The organism is Reyranella sp. (assembly GCF_965229815.1).
Classification (GTDB): Bacteria; Pseudomonadota; Alphaproteobacteria; order Reyranellales; family Reyranellaceae; genus Reyranella.
The window spans coordinates 460,472-477,559 of record NZ_CBDDJN010000002.1; the positions used below are offsets into that span (position 1 = coordinate 460,472).

Here is a 17,088-nt window from a genome sequence, read left to right on the forward strand (position 1 = left end):
GCCGCTCCCGCTCGGGGCCTACTCGGTCGCCACGTAGGGCCGCACCATCTTGGCCGGGTCGACGATCTTGTCGAACTCGGCCTCGTCGACGAAACCCAGCTTCAGTGCCGCCTGCTTGAGGGTCAGGTCGTTGTCCATGGCGTAATGGGCGATCTTCGAGGCCTTGTCGTAGCCGATGACCGGCGCCAGCGCCGTCACCAGCATCAGCGAGCGGTCGACATACTCCTTGATCTTCCTGAGGTTCGGCTTCGTTCCCTCGACCAGGAACTTGCGGAAGTTGGTGCAGCCGTCGGCCAGGATCGCGATCGAATGGGCAATGTTGTAGATCATCAGCGGCTTGTAGACGTTCATCTCGAGATAGCCGCCGGCGCCGCCCATGCCGACCGCCACGTCGTTGGCCATCACCTGGACCGCGACCATGGTGAGCGCCTCGCACTGGGTCGGGTTGACCTTGCCCGGCATGATCGACGAGCCGGGCTCGTTCTCCGGGATGTCGAGCTCGGCGAAGCCGGCGCGCGGGCCGCACGACATCAGGCGGATATCGTTGGCGATCTTGTAGAGCGACACGGCGAGCGTGCGGAACGTGCCCGAGAGCTGCACCAGCGCATCGTGCGCCCCCTGCACCGTGAACTTGTTGGAGGCGCTGACGAACGGCAGCTTCGTCAGGCGGGCGATCTCCGCCGACGCCGCCTCGGCGAAGCCCGGCGCGGCGTTGATGCCGGTGCCGACCGCGGTGCCGCCCAGCGCGAGGTGGTAGACGCCCTTCAGCGCGTCCTGGATGCGCTCGATATTGTCGGCCAGCATGCCGGCGTAGCCCGACCATTCCTGGCCGAGCGTGATCGGCGTGGCGTCCTGCATGTGGGTGCGGCCGATCTTGACGATGCCGTCCCAGGCCTTCGCCTTGGCGTCGATCGCGTCGTGCAGCGCCTGGACCGCCGGCAGCAGCCGCTCGACCGTGTTCACCGCGGCGGCGATGTACATGACCGACGGGAAGGAATCGTTCGACGACTGGGACATGTTGACGTGGTCGTTGGGATGCACCGGCTTTTTCGAGCCGAGCGGCGTGCCGGCGAGCTGGCAGCAGCGGTTGGACACGACCTCGTTGACGTTCATGTTGAACTGCGTGCCCGAGCCGGTCATCCAGACGTGCAGCGGAAACATGTCGTGGTGCTGCCCGGCCAGGATCTCGTCGCACACCTTGACGATCAGACCATGGACCTCGTCGTCCAGCCGCTTGCCGGCATGGTTCGCGTTGGCCGCCGCCTTCTTCAGCACGGCGTAGCCCGTGATCATCTCGCGCGGGATCAGGTCCTTGCCGATGCTGAAATGCTCGAGCGAGCGCTGCGTCTGCGCGCCCCACAGCTTGTCGGCGGGAACGCTCACCTCCCCCAGGCTGTCGGTCTCCTTGCGTACGTCTGCCACGGCCGCTCCTCTCGCAATTTACGCGACTCTAAGTACGTCTTCCTCCTCTCCCCCGCTAGGGGAAGAGGGCGGGTGAAGGGGGTTACGAACGATCCTCGCCTTTCGCCCCCTCTCCTGGCCTCTCCCCCTGACGGGGGAGAGGAACTTGAAGGGAGAGGGCATCGACTGCGACGGCCGCCTAATCGTGCGACGGGCGCGCGCGCAGCGACTTCAGCGCGCCCTGCTTCTTCTTGTCGTCCAGACGGCGGCGCTTGCTGGCCTTGGGCGTCCGCGTCCGGATACGCGGCGCCGGCGGCCGCGCCGCCTCGCGCAACAGCTCGACGAGGCGGGCCAGCGCCTCCTCCCGGTTGCGCTTCTGGCTGCGCTCGCCCTGGGCGACCAGCACCAGCACGCCGTCGCGGGTGAGGCGGCGGCCGGCCAGCCGCTCGAGGCGCCGGCGCACGTCGTCGGGCAGGGACGGCGAGCGGCGCACATCGAAGCGCAGCTGCACCGCGGTGGAGGTCTTGTTGACGTGCTGGCCGCCCGGACCGGCGGCGCGCACGAAGCTCTCCTCGATCTCGGCGGGATCGAGGGCGAGGCGACCCGTGATCCAGATCGGCGCGGCCTTGCCCGCGGGCGCGGCCCCGCCTTCGGTCATTCGCGACCGCCGGCCTTGCGCAGCATGGCCTCGATCGCCGGCCGCCCCGACTGCTTGGCATAGGCCATCGGCGTGCGGCCGGTGAAGTCGGCCTTGTTGGGATCCGCCTTCTTCGCCAGCAGCGCCCGCACGACCTCGGCGTATCCGCGCCGCGCGGCGATCGACAGGGCGGTGGCGCCCTGGCGCGTCTGCGCGTTGGGGAGGGCCCGCTTCGAGAGAAGCAGCTCGACCATGTCGACGTCGCCCTGCTCGGCGGCACGGATCAGCGAAGTATAGCCCTCCTTGTCCTGCATGTCGGGCACGGCGCCGCCCTTCAGCAGGGTCTCGGCCAACGGAAGATGACCCGAGACGACGGCGATCATCAGCAGCGGCTGGCCGTTGGCGTCGATCTGGTTGGGACTTTCGCCCTTGAGCAGCGCGCTGCGCACCTTGTCCACGTCGCCGTCGCGCACCGCCTTGACGATCGGCTTCAGGGTCAGCGTGTCGAGCTGCGCCAGCGCCGGCCCGCTGCCGGCTGCCGTCGCCGGCAGCGCCGCGGTCAGGCTCAGGAAGGTCCGACGGTCCATCATCCAGTCCTCCGTGTGTTCTGGTAGCGCGCCTCGATGGCGTCCCAGATCCGGGCCTCCAGCGAGACGCCGTCGAAGCGGTTGATCTGCTGCAGCCCGGTCGGCGAGGTGACGTTGATCTCGGTGAGATAGTTGCCGATCACGTCGATGCCGACGAACAGCAGCCCGCGGCGGGCGAGTTCGGGCCCGATGATCTCGCAGATCTCGGCGTCGCGCTTGCTCAGGACGTCCTTCACCGCGACGCCGCCGACATGCATGTTCGATCGCGCCTCGCCTTCGGCCGGCACGCGGTTGATCACGCCGACCGGCTCGCCGTCGATCAGGATGATGCGCTTGTCGCCCTTGCGCACGTCCGGCAGGTAGCGCTGGGCGATCACCGGCTCGCGGCTGCGCTGGGAAAACATCTCGAGCAGCGAGTTGAAGTTCTCGTCGTCGGGCCGGACGCGGAAGACGCCGGCGCCGCCGTTGCCGAACAGCGGCTTCAGGATGATGTCCTTGTGCTCGTCGCGGAACGCCCGGATGGCGCGCGCGTCGGAGCTGATCAGGGTCGGCGGCATGACGTTGTCGAAATGCGTCACGAACAGCTTCTCGGGCGCGTTGCGCACGCTTGCCGGGTCGTTCACCACCAGGGTCCGCGGATGGATATGCTCCAGGATGTGGGTGGTGGTGATGTAGGACATGTCGAACGGCGGGTCCTGGCGCAGCAGCACCACGTCGAGAGTCGCGAGGTCGAGCGTCTCGGCCGGCCCCAGGGTGAAATGGTTGCCCTTCTCGCGCCTGAGCGTCATGGGCTGCGCCCGCGCCGTCACCTTGCGGTCGCGGAACGTCAGGTCGGGCGGCGTGTAGTGCCACACCGCGTAGCCGCGCCGCTGCGCCTCCATCCCCAGCACGAAGGTCGAATCACCGTCGATGTCGATGGTCGACACATGATCCATCTGGATGGCGACATTGAGCTTCATGACCGGTGATTCCCCAACTGTCCGTCACCCCGAGCGAAACCGGGGCCTCTCATCGTCCCAGCGGAAGAACAGCAGCCTCGGCGACGCTTCGCTCCGCTCGGCATTCAGTTAAGCCGGCGCCGCAGTTCCTGCAACAGCGTCGCGGCCCGCCGGCGGAGCGCCGGATCGCCGCCGCCGAGCGCGAGGAACCGGTCGAAGGCGGCGATCGCGGCGCGATGCTTGTCGAGGCGGGCATTGATCTCGCCGGCCTCGAACAGCAGTTCCGGGCGGTCCGGCGCGATCGCCAGCATGCGCTCGAGCGACTGCGCCGCGCCCGCCCAGTCGTCGCGCTTCGCGAGCCGGAGGCGCACGTTGTTCTCCAGGCGCAGCAGCACGTCGCGGTCGGACACGGGATCGAAATGCTGGGGCGCGAGTTCGGCCTCCGGGCCCAGCACCTGGCGCAGGAGATTGCGCAGATGCGGCGCATCGCGTTCGACGCCGCCGTGGAACGGGTCGACCACGTGCCGGGCGCCGTCGATCGCCACGCGGATCAGGAAATGGCCGGGAAAGGCCAGGCCCTCGGCCTCCCAGCCCTGACCGCGCGCGACGTGCAGATAGAGGATCGACAGCGCCACCGGCAGGCCCTTGCGTCGTTCGACGACGTGGACGAGGTCGGCATTGCGCAGGTCGTCGTAGGATTCGGTGTCGCCGCGATAGGCGTAGGAACGGGCGATCACCTCGCCCAACGACTCGACCGAGGCGCCGCGGCGGCGCACCAGGTCGGCCGTGTCGGCGACCATCGCCGCCACGTGCTGGCGGAACGGCGCGAGGTCGGGCGGCGGATCGCCGTGCAGGAGACTGAGCGCCAGCGCCGCTTCGAGGAGGTCGAGACGCGCGCCGTCGCCGGCGCAGAGATCTCGCAGGCGCCGCAGCGCATCGGGGTCAGGCACGGCCAAGGTTCACTCCGGCGGACGCCACACGTCGGGGAGGTGAAGCGGCCACAGATGACGCAGGAAGGGGCCGCCCACCAGGACGGCGTCGAACCGCACCGAATGCGCAGCAAAGCGCGGATGACGGGCGAGGAACAGGCTGGCCGCACGCGCGACGCGGCCGAACTGCCGGCCGCCCAGCGCGTCCGTCGCCGTCGGCAGGTCGGCGCGCGCCTTGACCTCGACGAAGGCAAGGATGCCGCCGCGCCGCGCCACGATGTCGATCTCGCCGAGCCTGGTCTTGTAGCGGCGCGCGAGCACCGTGTAGCCGGCCAGCCGCAGCCGCCAGACGGCGCGCAGCTCGGCGACGTGGCCCAGCCGATGGGCCGCCTGCCGTGTCTCGAGGCTCATGATCCGGTCTCGCGGCGCAACTCGAGGGCGCGGGCATAGACCTCGCGGCGCTTGAGCCCGTAGCGGGCCGCGACCTCGGCCGCGGCATCGCGCGTCGAGGCGCCGGCCAGGGCCGCGCGCAGCGCCTCGTCGAGCACCTCGGCCTGCGGCGCGGCCGCTTCGGGCGGTCCGCCGATGACGATCACGATCTCGCCCCTGACGTCGGCATGGGCGGCAAGCTCGCGGGCCAGCACGTCGAGGGGCCCCCGGCGCACTTCCTCGAAGAGCTTGGTGAGCTCGCGCGCGATCGCGGCCGGCCGCGGTCCCAGCAGCTCGGCGAGGTCGACCAGTGCCTCGGCCAGCCGGTGCGGCGCTTCGAAGAACACCAGGGTCGCGGGTACCGCCGCCGCCTCCGCGATCGCCCGCCGCCGCTCGCCCTCGCGGGCCGGCAGGAAGCCGCCGAAGTAGAACCGGTCGGTCGGCAGGCCCGACAGGGCGAGCGCCATGGGCACCGCCGAGGCGCCGGGCATCGCCGTCACGGCGTGGCCGCGCGCCACCGCCGCCCGCACCAGGCGATAGCCGGGATCGGAGATCAGCGGCATGCCCGCGTCCGACACCAGGGCCACGCTCTTGCCGGCCGCCAGGGCCCGCACGATGCGCGGCTCGGCCGCGTCCTGCGTGGCGTCGCTGTAGGCGATGGTGGGGGCGTGGATGCCGTAGTGGCCAGCGAGCTTGGCGAACACGCGCGTGTCCTCGCAGGCGATCAGGTCGGCGCCCTGCAGCACGTCGAGGCCGCGCAGGGTCATGTCGCGCAGATTGCCGATCGGGGTGGCAACAATGTACAGGCCCGGCGCCAGCGCCGGTTTACGCGGCGCCTGCCCGTCGCTAGCTTGTGACCGTTCGTTCCCGTCCATCTGCAGCCGTTCGCCCGGAGTTTCGCGCCGATGCGTCAGTCTCTCTTCGCGCTCGCCACAGCAGCCCTTCTGCTGGCGGCCTGTGCCGAACCGCCCAAGACTAGCACGCCGGCCACCCCGGTAACGACCAAGCCGAGCATCGGATCGCCGGTCACCGCCTCGGGTAAGACGCGCATCGCCCTCCTGCTGCCGCTGACCGGCCGCGCTGCGCCGATCGGGCAGTCGCTGCAGCAGGCGGCGGAAATGGCCCTGTTCGACGCCGGTGCCAAGGACCTGGCGCTGGCGGCCTACGACAGCGGCGACAGCGCCGAGTCGGCGGTCGAGGCCTATCGCCGCGCCCGCACCGAGGGCGTGGCGCTGGTGCTGGGGCCGCTGTTCGGCACGTCGGCGACCGCGCTCGCCCCCCTGGTGGCCCAGGGCGGGGCCAATGTCGTGTCCTTCTCCAACGACGAGCAGGTCGGCCAGCGCGGCGTATGGATCATGGGCATTGCTGCGCCGCCGCAGGTGCGGCGGGTCGTCGACTACTCGGTCGAGCAGGGCATCCGGCGCTTCGCGGCGTTCGCGCCGCGCACCTCCTACGGCCAGCAGATGGTGCAGACGCTGGAGAGCGAAGCGGTGCGCCGCGGCGGCACCGTCGCCGCCGTCGAGCTGTTCGATCCTGGCGGGTCCGAGCTCTTCCCGGCGGCCCGGCGGCTCGCCGACGCGACCCAGGGCGAAGGCCGGCTGGCCGTGCTGGTGCCGGTGGCGCCACCCGGCCTGTCGAGCGTGCTGGCGGCGCTGACTGCGGCCGGCATCGACAGCAAGAACGTCCAGCTCGTCGGCACGGGCGTCTGGGACGTGCCCAACATCGGCTCGGAGCCGCTGGCACGCGGCGCCTGGTACGCCGCCCCCGACCCCGCGAAGCGGGCCGACTTCGAGCGGCGCTTCCTCGCCACCTATGGCCGGCCGCCGCACCGCCTGGCCACGCTCGCCTACGACGGCGTGGCGCTGGCCGCCCAGCTGGCGCGCCTCAAGCCGGGCGGCGACTTCTCGGCCGAGGCGATCACCAATCCCAACGGCTGGTCGGGGGTCGACGGCATCTTCCGCTTCCTGCCCAACGGCCGCTCGGAGCGCGCCCTGGCGGTGATCGCGGTGCAGGCCGGCCCGGGAACGGTCGTGAGCCCCGCGCCCACGGGCTTCGCCACGCCGGTCAACTGACCGGCCACGCCCGCGCCGCCATGGCCCTCCCCCGCGCCATCCTGTTCGACCTCGACGACACGCTGATCCGCGCCTACGCCCAGCCGGAGGAAGCGTGGCGCCGGCTCCTCTCGGTCTTCTCGGCCCATCTCGACGCGCACGACGAGGACTCGATCGAGCGCGTGCGGATCGCCGTCATGGACGAGGCGCGCACCCTCTGGCAGGACGCGGGCGCGGCGGCACGCTGGCGCCTCGACATCCCGGGCGCGCGCCGCCTCGCCACGCGGCGGGGGCTGGCGCGGCTGGGCTATGACGACGAGGCCCTGGCCGACCGCATCGCCGACGCCTTCACCGAGCTGCGCCGCCAGGAGTACCGGCTCTATCCCGACGCCCACGCCACCGTCGACTCGCTGCGCCAGGCCGGCGTGCGGCTCGCCCTCGTCACCAACGGGGCGGCGCAGACCCAGCGCGACAAGATCGCCCGCTTCGACCTCGCCCATCGCTTCGACCATATCCAGATCGAGGGGGAGTTCGGCCAGGGCAAGCCGGAGCTCGCCGTCTACCGTCATGCGCTGGAGCGGCTCGGTTGCGACGCCTGCGACGCCTGGATGGTCGGCGACAATTTCGAATGGGAGGTCGTGGCGCCGCAGAAGCTCGGCATCTGCGGCATCTGGTACGACCCGTTCGACGCCGGTGTCCCGGCGCACGCGACGGCGACACCGACGCGGATCATCAGGCGCCTGGGCGAGCTGCTCGAACGGGCCTGAGCGCCCGTCGGGACTCAGCGGCCGGCGCGGTCGCGCGGCAGCCTGTCGGTGGTGCGCAGCATCAGCCGCTCGACGCGACCGCCCTCGACCAGATGCTTCTGCAGCACCTCGTCGATATCCTCCTTCGTCGGGCACGAGTACCAGACGCCTTCCGGATAGATCACCAGCGTCGGGCCGAGCTCGCAGCGGTCGAGGCAGCCGGCGTTGTTGATGCGCACCTTCTTGAGGCCGAGCTCGCGGGCGCGGCTCTTCATATGGTCGCGCAGCGCCTCGCCGCCGCGGTCGGCGCAGCAGCCGCGCGGATGGCCGGCCGCCCGGCGGTTCGTGCAGCAGAAGACATGCGCCTCGTAGTAGGGCGCGGGATCCTCGGGACGCGAACGCTCGCTCATGCCGGTCTATTCCTTCTTGCCGCCGCCGCTCGCGGCGATGCCGGCGAGCTGCGACCAGAACGCCTGCTGCATCTGCTGCATCTGCTCCATGCCCTGCATCGAAGCCGGCAGCCAGGTCTTGAAGATGGTCTCCGGGTTCATCGCCCCCAGGCTGGCCCGCAGGCGCTCCTCGATCTCGGACATGATGCGGTCCTGCATGGGCTTGATGTCGGGCAGGCCGAAGAAGGCGCGCGCCTCCTCGGGCGTGCAGGTCACCTCGACGTTCACCTTCATGATTCCACTCCGTTTGGGCCACCTTAGGGGATATCGGGCCGCCCGGCCATGCTAAGACCCGGCACATGATCCCGTCCTGGCTGGCCCCCAATCCGCGCGCCACGCGCAGCATGACCTTCGGCCGCGAGCAGCAGTTCGTGGTCAATCCCAACGGCATCCCCGAACTGTGCGAGGACCTGAAGCAGTGCCCGCGCCATGTCCCGACGCCGCTCCTCTCCCTGCCGGCGCTGGCCGGGCGGCTGGGCGTGGGCGAGATCCGCGTCAAGGACGAGAGCCAGCGTTTCGGCTTCGGCGCCTTCAAGGCGCTGGGCGGCGTGATCGCGGTCTACAACACGCTGTCGGGCGCCGTCGGCGACGCCTACCACTCGAGCGTCACCTTCGCCGACCTGCTGACGGGCGACTACGACGAGATCACCAAGCGCTTCGTCTTCTCGACGGCGAGCTCCGGCAACCATGGCCGCTCGGTCGCCGCCGGCGCCAAGCTGTTCGGCAATCGCTGCGTCGTCTTCCTGCCGAAGTTCACGTCGGCCGAGAAGGAGGCCGCGATCCGCGCCCGCGGCGCCGAGGTCGTCCGCATCGACGGCGACTACGATACCGCCGTCGCCGAATGCAAGCGCGTGTCGGCCGAGAAGGGCTGGACCATCATCTCCGACACGTCGTGGGAGGGCTACGACTCGGCGCCGCGCAGCGTCATGCGCGGCTACACGGTGCTGGCCCACGAGGCGCTCGTGCAGTGGGGCGAGGCGCCGACCCACGTCTTCGTGCAAGCGGGCGTCGGCGGCCTGGCGGCGGCGGTGATCGGCTACCTGTGGGCCGTGCTGCCGACGCGCCCGGTCTTCGTCGTGGTCGAGCCGGCGAGCGCCGACTGCTGGTTCCAGAGCAACCTCGCCGGACACGCCGTGCCGGCCAGCGGCAACGCCGACACGGCGATGGGCGGGCTGGCCTGCCGCGAGATCTCGCCGATCACCTGGCCGGTCGTGGGGCTGGCCACCGACTGGTTCATGACCATCGAGGAGGACGAGGTGATGCCCGCCCGGCGGCTGCTCGCCCATCCGCTCGACGGCGATCCCGCCATCGCCTCGGGCCCCTCGGGCTGCGCCGGCATGGCGGGCTTCTGCCGCGTCGCCGCCGACGCTTCCGCCTTCGCGGCCCTGAAGCTCGACCGCCGCTCGCGCGTCCTGCTGATCAACAGCGAGGGCAACCTGGGAGAAGCGCCGGCATGAACCGCCTCGCCGCCGAGACCAGCCCCTACCTGCTGCAGCACGCCGACAATCCGGTCCACTGGTGGCCGTGGGGCGAGGCGGCGCTGGCCGAGGCGCAGCGGACCAACCGGCCGATCCTGCTGTCGGTCGGCTACGCGGCCTGCCACTGGTGCCACGTCATGGCGCACGAGAGCTTCGAATCGCCCGAGGTCGCCGCGGTGATGAACGAGCTGTTCGTGAACATAAAGGTCGACCGCGAGGAACGGCCCGACGTCGACGCGATCTACATGCAGGCGCTGCAGGTGCTGGGCGAGCCGGGCGGCTGGCCGCTCACCATGTTCTGCACGCCGGCCGGCGAGCCGTTCTGGGGCGGCACCTATTTCCCGACGCCGGCGCGCTACGGCCGGCCGGCCTTCGTCGACGTGCTGCGCGGCATCGCCGAGGCGTTTCGCGACAAGCCGGACGAGGTCGAGACCAACCGCGCCGGCCTGCTGGAGGCGCTGAAGCGCAAGGCCGCCAGCAAGGCGATCGCCGTCCCGGGCGAGGGCCCGCTGCTGCCGCTCGAGCTGCTCGACCGCATCGCCGCGCGCGTGGCCGAGGCCTGCGATCCCGACTGGGGCGGCGTCGGCCCGGCGCCCAAGTTCCCGTCGCCCTATGTGTTCGAGATGCTGTGGCGGGCCTGGCTGCGCAACCGCGGCGACACGGCGCTGCGCAACGCCGTCACCGTCACGCTCGACCGCATGTGCCAGGGCGGCATCTACGACCATCTGGCCGGCGGCTTCGCCCGCTACGCCACCGACAACGAGTGGCTGATCCCGCATTTCGAGAAGATGCTCTACGACAATGCCCAGCTCGTCGACCTGCTGGTCCTCGTCTGGCAGGAAACGAAGAACCCGCTCTACGCCGCGCGCATCGCCGAGACCTGCGACTGGGTGCTGCGCGAGATGACCGCCGAGGGCGGCGGCTTCGCTGCGAGCTACGACGCCGACAGCGAGGGGGTCGAAGGCCGGTTCTACGTCTGGACCGAGGCCGAGATAGACGCCGTGCTGGGCGACGACGCCGCCTTCTTCAAGCAGGCCTACGACGTCGGCCCCGGCGGCAACTGGGAGGGTCACGTCATCCTCCACCGCAATCGCGACCCGGCGTGGCGCGGCGAGGCCGACGAGAGCCGGCTGGCGGCGCTGCGGACGCGCCTGAAGACGGTGCGCGACCGGCGTCCCTGGCCGGGCTGGGACGACAAGGTGCTGGCCGACTGGAACGGCCTGATGATCGCCGCGCTGGCCAATGCCGCCGCCGTGTTCGGCCGCGACGACTGGCTGGGCGCTGCCGTCCGGGCCTGGCGCTTCGCGATGGGCGCGCTGCGCGACGAGAACGGCCGGCTGTTCCACTCCTGGCGGCTCGGCAGGCGGCTGCACCGGGCGACGCTCGACGACCATGCCAACCTGGCGCGCGCCGGGCTCACCCTGTTCGAGGTGACCGGCGAGGGCCGCTACCTCGAGGAGTCGAAGGACCTGGTCGCCCTGCTCGACCGCCATTTCGCCGATGCCGGAGCCGGCGGCTACTTCACCACCGCCGACGATGCCGCCGACCTGATCGTGCGCGGCAAGCATTGCCACGACAACGCCGCGCCGGCCGGCAACGGCACGCTGGTCGGCGTGTTCGCGCGGCTTCGCGTGCTCGACGGCGACCAGGCCTGGCACGACAAGGCCGAGCGCCAGGTCGCGGCCTTTGCCGGCGAGCTGGAAGGCAACTTCTTTCCGCTGATGAGCCTGCTCAACGGCTACGAGACGCTGCAGCGGGCGATGGAGCTGGTGATCGTGGGCGACCCCACCCTGCCGGAGACGGAGGCGTTGCGGCTCGCCGTCTACGACCGCAGCCTGCCCAACAAGGTCGTGCGGCGCGTGCGCCCGGACACCAAGCTGCCCGCCGGCCATCCGGCGACCGGCAAGGGCCTGGTCGACGGCAGATCCGCGCTTTACGTGTGCGAAGGCATGGCGTGCCGCGCCCCGATCGTCGACGCCTCCAAAGTTGCATTGCTTTAGCTGCCACCCGTGCTAGTGGTGACCTCCAAGACCGGCCTGGCCGGCAATGGGGGAGAGCTTCGATGATAAGGGGTAACCTGGCGGCCGTCGGCCGCCTGATGCTCGTTTGCGGCCTGGCCTTCGGACTCGGTGCGTGCGCGACCGTGGTCGCCGGCACCACCCAGGAAGTCCATGTCCAGAGCGAGCCGCCCGGCGCCGCCTGCCGTCTCGACAAGCAGTCTGGCAATGTCAGCATCGGCTTCGTCCGGAAGACACCGGAAAAGGTCAAGCTGCCCCGCTCCAAGGACAATGTCGTCATCAAGTGCACGCTGGACGGCTACCAGGAATCGGACGAGCTGATGGTCTCGAGCTTCAGCGGCGCGACGGTCGGCAATATCCTGCTGGGCGGACTGGTCGGAATCGCGATCGACGCCGCTTCCGGCGCCAACAACAAGTATCCCGAACGGGTGACCGTTGTGCTGACGCCGGCCAGCTTCCCCAGCGACGAAGCGCGCGACGCGCACTTCGCCGGCATCCGCTCGCGCATCGAGCAGGGTGCGGCCGCCGAGATCAAGCTCGTCAACGAGCGCTGCGGCGGGACCGGCCGCGAGCTGTGCAACATCGAGATCAAGCAGATCGGCGATGCCCGCGACAAGGCGCTCGCCGATCTCGATCGCCGACGCCTGGCGGCCAGGATCGTGCCGGCCAGCTGACCTTGCAAAGCGCCTTGCCGCAATATGGCGGCGTTCTGGCGACTGGACGGCGCAGCGGCGGGCCATCATCCTCGGCCAAACCCGAGGAGTTTGGTTTCGTGCAGCTTCAGCTCAAGACGTGGCAGTTCGTCGAGGACTACCTCAAGACCAGGACCGGCATCATCATCCCGATCGGCTCGACCGAGCAGCACGGGCCGACCGGTCTGATCGGCACGGACGCGCTCACTGCCGAGATGATCGCCCGCGGCGCCGGCGAGAAGGCGGGCGCGCTGGTGGCGCCAACGATCTCGGTCGGCATGGCGCAGCACCATCTCGCCTTCGCCGGCTCGGTGACGCTCCGGCCCACGACCCTGATCGCCGTGGTGCGCGACACGGTCGTGTCCCTGGCGCGCCACGGCTTCACGCGCTTCTTCTTCGTCAACGGCCATGGCGGCAACATCGCCACGGTTACGGCGGCCTTTTCCGAGATCTATGCCGAACGCTCGATGGAGCGCCTGTCGAACCAGCCCTCGATCAAGTGCGCCCTGCGCAACTGGTGGGACGGGGCGGGCGTGAAGAAGCTCAGCCAGGAACTCTACCCGGTGGGCGAGGGCAGCCACGCCACGGCGTCGGAAGTCGCGCTCACCTGGTACAAGTATCCCGAGACGATGCAGCAGAAGGAAATGGAGCCGCGGATCGCGCCCAACGGCTCCTTCGCCGACGCCGAGGACTATCGCCGGGCCTTCCCCGACGGCCGCATCGGCTCCGATCCCAACCAGGCGACCCCCGAGCACGGCAAGCGCTTCTACGACGTCGCGGTCGAGGAGGTCGCCAGGGACTACGAGCGCTGGGTGTCGCGCTGATCGATCCTCCCCTGCCGACGCGCGGGGGTCACTGAGCGGCAGCCCGCGAAACCAAGGAAACCAAGCGCCGCCATCGCGCAATGGGGCGGCAACCCGGTCCTTTCATCCTGTGAGCCTCGAAGATCGCAGGGGGACCGGTCATGCCGCCGTCGGACAAGCCTCGGGAGCCCGCGCGGCCCCTCTTCCGGCCTGAAGTCGCCGAGCGCACCTGGGAGCTCCTGGCTTCCCGCGGGCTGATGCCCCGGGCCCCCGCCTTCACCTTGCTCATCGTTGCGGGCCTGGCCGTCGTCTTCGCGGTCGGCGGCTTCCTGCTGGTCCGCGGCGCCGTGCCGCGGATCGAGACCGCCGCGGGCTATCTCGAGCCGGCGGGCGGCGTCGCCCGAGTCCGCGCGCCCCGCCAGGGCATCGTCAGCGCCATCCATGTCAAGGACGGCCAGCTCGTCGGACGCGGCGACGCCATCGTCACCCTGCAGTCCGACCATGCCACCACCTCCGGCGCCAGCGCCGAGGCCGAGATCGCCCGGCAGCTCGACAGCCAGCGCCAGGACCTCGAGCTGCAGATCGCCCGCGACCGCGACTGGCGCCTGTCGGAGGAGCGTCGGCTGCAGACCACGATCGACGAGCTCGCCGGCGACATCGCGATGCTGGCGCGCAGCGTCGCCGTCCAGGAGGAGCAGTCGAAGCTCGCCCAGCGCTACGCGGACCGCATCCGCGATCTCGCGGCGAAGGGCACGATATCGGCCGACGAGCTGCAGCGCCGCGAGATGAGCGCCCTCGGCCAGCGCGTCTCGCTGCAGGCAACCGAGCGCGAGATCGCCGCCAAGCGGGCGCAGCTCGCCTTGTCGCGCATCGCGCTCGAGCAGCTGCCGATGATCGCGAACGACCGCCATCGCGGCCTGCGCGAGGCGCTGGCCAACGTGCAGCAGCGCCTGATCGAGCTGGAGGCGCGCCGCGCCACTGTGGTGCGCGCGCCGGTCGCCGGCCGCATCGCCGCCATTCCCGCGCTGGCCGGCGCCGGCGTCGACAGCGGCATGCTGATCGCCACCATCGTGCCCGAGGGCGCCGCGCTGCGCGCCCGCCTGTTCGTGCCGACGCGCGCCATCGGCAAGGTCCATGCCGGGCAGGACGTCGCGATCCGCTACGACGCCTTCCCCTACCAGAAGTACGGCACCTTCAAGGGTCGCATCGAGGAGGTCGCCAACTCCGTGCTCCTGCCGCGGGAGATCGAGCGGATCTCTCCGGTCAGGATGGCAGAGCCGGCCTACGTGCTCGATGTCGCCATCGAGCGCCAGCAGGTCGCCGTGGGCGGCGACCGCGAGGCCCATCTCCGCCCCGACATGCTGCTCTCCGCCACCATCCAGGTCGATCGCCGGCCCATCCTGGCCTGGGTGGGCGAGAGCGTGTTCGGCGTGGCACAGCGCTGACGGGAGGCAGACGATGTTCAGTTTCCGCACCCTTCCCCTGATCCGCCAGGCCGAGACCACCGAATGCGGCCACGCCTGCCTCGCCATGATCGCGGGCTGGCACGGCCACCAGATCGACCTCGTGTCCCTGCGTCTCCACCAGACGGCCTCGGGGAACGGCACCAGCCTGCAGTCGCTGGCGACCCTGGCCGAACAGTTCTCGCTCAACGCCCGGGCGCTGCGACTCGAACCCGCCGATCTCGGCCGGCTCCGGCTGCCGGCCATCCTGCACTGGGACATGAACCATTTCGTCGTACTGAAGTCGGTCGGCCGGCGCGGCGCGGTGATCCACGATCCGGCGCGCGGCGCGATACGCCTGTCGCTCCGCCAGGTCGGCGAGCACTTCACCGGTGTCGCCATGGAATTCTCGCCCAACGAGGCCTTCAGGCCGATCCGCCAGGAGCGCCGGCTGCCGCTCGGCACCCTGTTCCGCGGCGTCGGCGGCCTCGGCGGGCAGGGCGTGCAGGTCGTCGTGCTGTCGGTTTTCCTCGAGGCCCTCCTGCTGCTCGCCCCCTGGTACATGCAGACCGCCGTCGACAACGTGATCCCGAGCGGCGACACCGACCTGTTGCTGGCGCTGGCCGGCGGCTTCGCGATCGTGGCGCTGTTCCGCATGGTCACCGAGCTCGCCCGCTCGACCGTGCTGGTCTACGTGCAGAGCCGCCTCGATCTCGCTTTGTCGAGCCGCCTGTTCGCCCACCTGCTGCGCCTTCCCCAGTCGTTCTTCGCCAGGCGCGACGACGGCGACATCGTCTCGCGCTTCCACTCGCTGGAGCCGATCCGGTCGCTGCTGGCCGAAGGCCTGCTGCTGGCCGTGATCGACGGCGTGCTCGCGATCGCCACCCTGGTCCTCATGCTCGTCATCAGCCCGCTGCTGGCCGGCGTGGCGGTGGCCGCGCTGGCGCTCTACGCCTCCCTGCGCGTCGGCTTCTACCTGCCGCTGTTCCGGCGCGGCGAGGACGTGGTGCGTGCCGAGGCCGCCTGCACCACGCACCTGATCGAGAGCATCCGCTCGACGCAGGCCATCAAGCTGTTCAACGCCGAGATCGAGCGCGAGGGCCAGTTCGTCAGCCGCATGGCCGAGGCCGTGCACAGCCGTGCCGCGCAGCAGCGCCTGGAAGCCGCCTTCAAGTCGCTGCGCGAGACCATCGTGATGCTGGAGCAGGTGGCCTTCGTCGCCGTGGCGGCCTGGCTGGCGATCCGGGGCGACCTCACCATCGGCGTGCTCTACGCCATCCTGGCCTACAAGTCGCAGTTCATGACGGCGGGCGCCCACATCGTCGAGAAGGCCGTCGCCTTCCGCCTGCTGCGGCTGCACCTCGATCGCCTGTCCGACATCGCGATGACCGACCAGGAAGGAACCTATTCCCGCCAGGTCGGCGAGCGGCCGCCGATCGCGGGCGAGATCGAGCTCGACCGCGTCAGCTTCCGCTACGCTGCCACCGAGCCGTTCGTGCTGAACGACCTGTCGCTCAGGATCGAGGCCGGCGAATGCGTCGCCATCACCGGCCCGTCGGGCTGCGGCAAGACCACCCTGGTCAAGATCCTGCTCGGCCTGTTCGAGCCGACCTCGGGCGAGGTGCGGGTCGACGGCGCCGCCCTGCCGGCGTTCGGCGAACGCGCCTACCGCCGCCAGGTCGCCACCGTCATGCAGGACGACACGCTCCTGACCGGCTCGATCCTGCAGAACATCTGCTTCTTCGAGGAAGGCGCCGACCCGCAGTTCGTCGCCGAATGCGCCCGGCTGGCCTGCATCCACGACGAGATCATGCGCATGCCGATGGGCTACCGCACGGTGATCGGCAGCCTCGGCAGCACCCTGTCGGCCGGCCAGCGCCAGCGCGTGCTGCTCGCCCGCGCCCTCTATCGCCGGCCGCGCATCCTGGTGATCGACGAGGGAACGGCCAACCTCGACGTCGAGCTGGAGAGGCGGATCAACGAGATGCTGCTGACGCTGCCGATCACCCGCATCCACGTCGCACACCGGCCGCAGACCATCGCGCTCGCCGATCGCGTCATCGAGCTCGGCCGCGGCAACGACAGGAGCAGGACATTGGATTCCGCCAACGTCCGGCTGCTCAAGGGCTGATCGAGAGAACCGCCCGAGCAACACGCGAAACCAACATCGGTGATCGCGCAATCGGCGGGAAACCGGGCGCCCGTATCCTCATCACATCGACGGACGGCAATCCCGCCGGCCGCGGTGCCAAGGACAGGAGAGCATCATGGAAAACAAGTTCATCGAGCTGAGCATCAACGAGACCCAGGCCGTGGTCGGCGGCATCAAGACGGCGGCCAGCATGTACCAGACGACGGCAATTTCGCTGAGCCGTCCGACGGCCGCCAGCTTCACCGCCTCGGTGTCCGTGCCGTCGATGACCTCGTCCAGCCTGGCGGCCCTCCTCAAGCGCTAGACCGGCCCCGACGTTCCCCCCGCAACGGCGCC

The 17,088-nt window shown here is 70.4% G+C and carries 18 protein-coding genes; 9 read left to right on the top strand and 9 right to left on the bottom strand.

What is annotated here, in order from left to right; translation table 11 throughout:
• Positions 1–18: 18 nt before the first annotated feature.
• The 7 genes from fumC to rsmI form a co-directional block, all read right to left on the bottom strand.
• The gene (gene fumC / locus ACO073_RS02685) at positions 19–1,422 is read right to left on the bottom strand and encodes a class II fumarate hydratase (RefSeq protein WP_421995001.1); all 1,404 of its coding nucleotides are present in this window, start codon (positions 1,420–1,422) and stop codon (positions 19–21) included.
• A 178-nt stretch (positions 1,423–1,600) separates the two neighbouring features.
• Positions 1,601–2,059: an alternative ribosome rescue aminoacyl-tRNA hydrolase ArfB gene (gene arfB / locus ACO073_RS02690; RefSeq protein WP_421995003.1), complete on the bottom strand. Its 459-nt coding sequence runs from the start codon at positions 2,057–2,059 to the stop codon at positions 1,601–1,603.
• Entirely contained in the window at positions 2,056–2,628 is a 573-nt protein-coding gene (locus ACO073_RS02695) for an ankyrin repeat domain-containing protein (protein WP_421995005.1), read from the bottom strand. The genes arfB and ACO073_RS02695 overlap by 4 nt, the downstream gene beginning before the upstream one ends.
• Complete coding sequence (gene gshB, locus ACO073_RS02700; RefSeq protein ID WP_421995007.1) at positions 2,625–3,584, bottom strand: glutathione synthase; 960 nt, start codon at positions 3,582–3,584, stop codon at positions 2,625–2,627. The genes ACO073_RS02695 and gshB overlap by 4 nt, the downstream gene beginning before the upstream one ends.
• Before the next feature lie 104 nt (positions 3,585–3,688).
• Entirely contained in the window at positions 3,689–4,513 is an 825-nt protein-coding gene (locus ACO073_RS02705; protein WP_421997381.1) for a SirB1 family protein, read from the bottom strand.
• 9 nt (positions 4,514–4,522) lie between these two features.
• A complete protein-coding gene (locus ACO073_RS02710) occupies positions 4,523–4,903 on the bottom strand; it encodes a YraN family protein (RefSeq protein WP_421995009.1) in 381 nt (126 codons plus the stop codon).
• Positions 4,900–5,796 (bottom strand): 16S rRNA (cytidine(1402)-2'-O)-methyltransferase, encoded by an 897-nt coding sequence (gene rsmI, locus ACO073_RS02715; RefSeq protein WP_421995011.1) that lies wholly within the window; start codon positions 5,794–5,796, stop codon positions 4,900–4,902. The genes ACO073_RS02710 and rsmI overlap by 4 nt, the downstream gene beginning before the upstream one ends.
• A gap of 30 nt (positions 5,797–5,826) precedes the next feature.
• Between rsmI and ACO073_RS02720 the strand changes: the two genes are divergently transcribed.
• Both ACO073_RS02720 and ACO073_RS02725 read left to right on the top strand, forming a co-directional pair.
• Positions 5,827–6,993 (top strand): penicillin-binding protein activator, encoded by a 1,167-nt coding sequence (locus ACO073_RS02720; RefSeq protein ID WP_421995013.1) that lies wholly within the window; start codon positions 5,827–5,829, stop codon positions 6,991–6,993.
• A gap of 20 nt (positions 6,994–7,013) precedes the next feature.
• Positions 7,014–7,739 carry an HAD family hydrolase gene (locus tag ACO073_RS02725; RefSeq protein ID WP_421995015.1) on the top strand — a complete coding sequence of 242 codons (726 nt, stop codon included), beginning with the start codon at positions 7,014–7,016 and terminating at the stop codon, positions 7,737–7,739.
• 14 nt (positions 7,740–7,753) lie between these two features.
• On the opposite strand, the gene ACO073_RS02730 is transcribed toward ACO073_RS02725, so the two are convergent.
• Together ACO073_RS02730 and ACO073_RS02735 are read right to left on the bottom strand one after the other, a co-directional pair.
• Positions 7,754–8,128, bottom strand: coding sequence for a (2Fe-2S) ferredoxin domain-containing protein (locus ACO073_RS02730; RefSeq protein ID WP_421995017.1), 375 nt, complete (start codon positions 8,126–8,128; stop codon positions 7,754–7,756).
• A gap of 6 nt (positions 8,129–8,134) precedes the next feature.
• The gene (locus ACO073_RS02735; protein WP_421995019.1) at positions 8,135–8,401 is read right to left on the bottom strand and encodes a DUF6489 family protein; all 267 of its coding nucleotides are present in this window, start codon (positions 8,399–8,401) and stop codon (positions 8,135–8,137) included.
• Positions 8,402–8,466: 65 nt separating this feature from the next.
• On the opposite strand from ACO073_RS02735, the gene ACO073_RS02740 reads away from it, so the two are divergent.
• The 7 genes from ACO073_RS02740 (at position 8,467) to ACO073_RS02770 (ending at position 17,056) form a co-directional block, all read left to right on the top strand.
• Positions 8,467–9,624 carry a diaminopropionate ammonia-lyase gene (locus ACO073_RS02740; protein WP_421995021.1) on the top strand — a complete coding sequence of 386 codons (1,158 nt, stop codon included), beginning with the start codon at positions 8,467–8,469 and terminating at the stop codon, positions 9,622–9,624.
• Positions 9,621–11,645 carry a thioredoxin domain-containing protein gene (locus tag ACO073_RS02745; RefSeq protein WP_421995023.1) on the top strand — a complete coding sequence of 675 codons (2,025 nt, stop codon included), beginning with the start codon at positions 9,621–9,623 and terminating at the stop codon, positions 11,643–11,645. Before ACO073_RS02740 ends, ACO073_RS02745 begins: the two co-directional genes overlap by 4 nt.
• 62 nt (positions 11,646–11,707) lie before the next feature.
• On the top strand, positions 11,708–12,337 hold the full coding sequence (locus ACO073_RS02750; protein ID WP_421995025.1) for a hypothetical protein: 630 nt from the start codon (positions 11,708–11,710) through the stop codon (positions 12,335–12,337).
• A gap of 98 nt (positions 12,338–12,435) precedes the next feature.
• Positions 12,436–13,179, top strand: coding sequence for a creatininase family protein (locus ACO073_RS02755; RefSeq protein WP_421995027.1), 744 nt, complete (start codon positions 12,436–12,438; stop codon positions 13,177–13,179).
• Between the two features lie 236 nt (positions 13,180–13,415).
• Entirely contained in the window at positions 13,416–14,603 is a 1,188-nt protein-coding gene (locus ACO073_RS02760; RefSeq protein WP_421995029.1) for an HlyD family secretion protein, read from the top strand.
• Between the two features lie 13 nt (positions 14,604–14,616).
• Positions 14,617–16,731, top strand: a complete 2,115-nt coding sequence (locus ACO073_RS02765) for a peptidase domain-containing ABC transporter (RefSeq protein WP_421995031.1) — start codon at positions 14,617–14,619, stop codon at positions 16,729–16,731.
• A 136-nt stretch (positions 16,732–16,867) separates the two neighbouring features.
• Positions 16,868–17,056 carry a hypothetical protein gene (locus tag ACO073_RS02770; protein ID WP_421995033.1) on the top strand — a complete coding sequence of 63 codons (189 nt, stop codon included), beginning with the start codon at positions 16,868–16,870 and terminating at the stop codon, positions 17,054–17,056.
• The last annotated feature ends 32 nt before the right edge of the window (positions 17,057–17,088 follow it).

Coding starts and splice junctions, on each gene's coding strand:
- arfB (WP_421995003.1), bottom strand. CDS start 2,059: ATGACCGAAGGCGGGGCCGCGCCCGCGGGCAAGGCCGCGCCGATCTGG.
- ACO073_RS02695 (WP_421995005.1), bottom strand. CDS start 2,628: ATGATGGACCGTCGGACCTTCCTGAGCCTGACCGCGGCGCTGCCGGCG.
- gshB (WP_421995007.1), bottom strand. CDS start 3,584: ATGAAGCTCAATGTCGCCATCCAGATGGATCATGTGTCGACCATCGAC.
- ACO073_RS02710 (WP_421995009.1), bottom strand. CDS start 4,903: ATGAGCCTCGAGACACGGCAGGCGGCCCATCGGCTGGGCCACGTCGCC.
- rsmI (WP_421995011.1), bottom strand. CDS start 5,796: ATGGACGGGAACGAACGGTCACAAGCTAGCGACGGGCAGGCGCCGCGT.
- ACO073_RS02720 (WP_421995013.1), top strand. CDS start 5,827: ATGCGTCAGTCTCTCTTCGCGCTCGCCACAGCAGCCCTTCTGCTGGCG.
- ACO073_RS02725 (WP_421995015.1), top strand. CDS start 7,014: ATGGCCCTCCCCCGCGCCATCCTGTTCGACCTCGACGACACGCTGATC.
- ACO073_RS02730 (WP_421995017.1), bottom strand. CDS start 8,128: ATGAGCGAGCGTTCGCGTCCCGAGGATCCCGCGCCCTACTACGAGGCG.
- ACO073_RS02735 (WP_421995019.1), bottom strand. CDS start 8,401: ATGAAGGTGAACGTCGAGGTGACCTGCACGCCCGAGGAGGCGCGCGCC.
- ACO073_RS02740 (WP_421995021.1), top strand. CDS start 8,467: ATGATCCCGTCCTGGCTGGCCCCCAATCCGCGCGCCACGCGCAGCATG.
- ACO073_RS02745 (WP_421995023.1), top strand. CDS start 9,621: ATGAACCGCCTCGCCGCCGAGACCAGCCCCTACCTGCTGCAGCACGCC.
- ACO073_RS02750 (WP_421995025.1), top strand. CDS start 11,708: ATGATAAGGGGTAACCTGGCGGCCGTCGGCCGCCTGATGCTCGTTTGC.
- ACO073_RS02760 (WP_421995029.1), top strand. CDS start 13,416: ATGCCCCGGGCCCCCGCCTTCACCTTGCTCATCGTTGCGGGCCTGGCC.
- ACO073_RS02765 (WP_421995031.1), top strand. CDS start 14,617: ATGTTCAGTTTCCGCACCCTTCCCCTGATCCGCCAGGCCGAGACCACC.
- ACO073_RS02770 (WP_421995033.1), top strand. CDS start 16,868: ATGGAAAACAAGTTCATCGAGCTGAGCATCAACGAGACCCAGGCCGTG.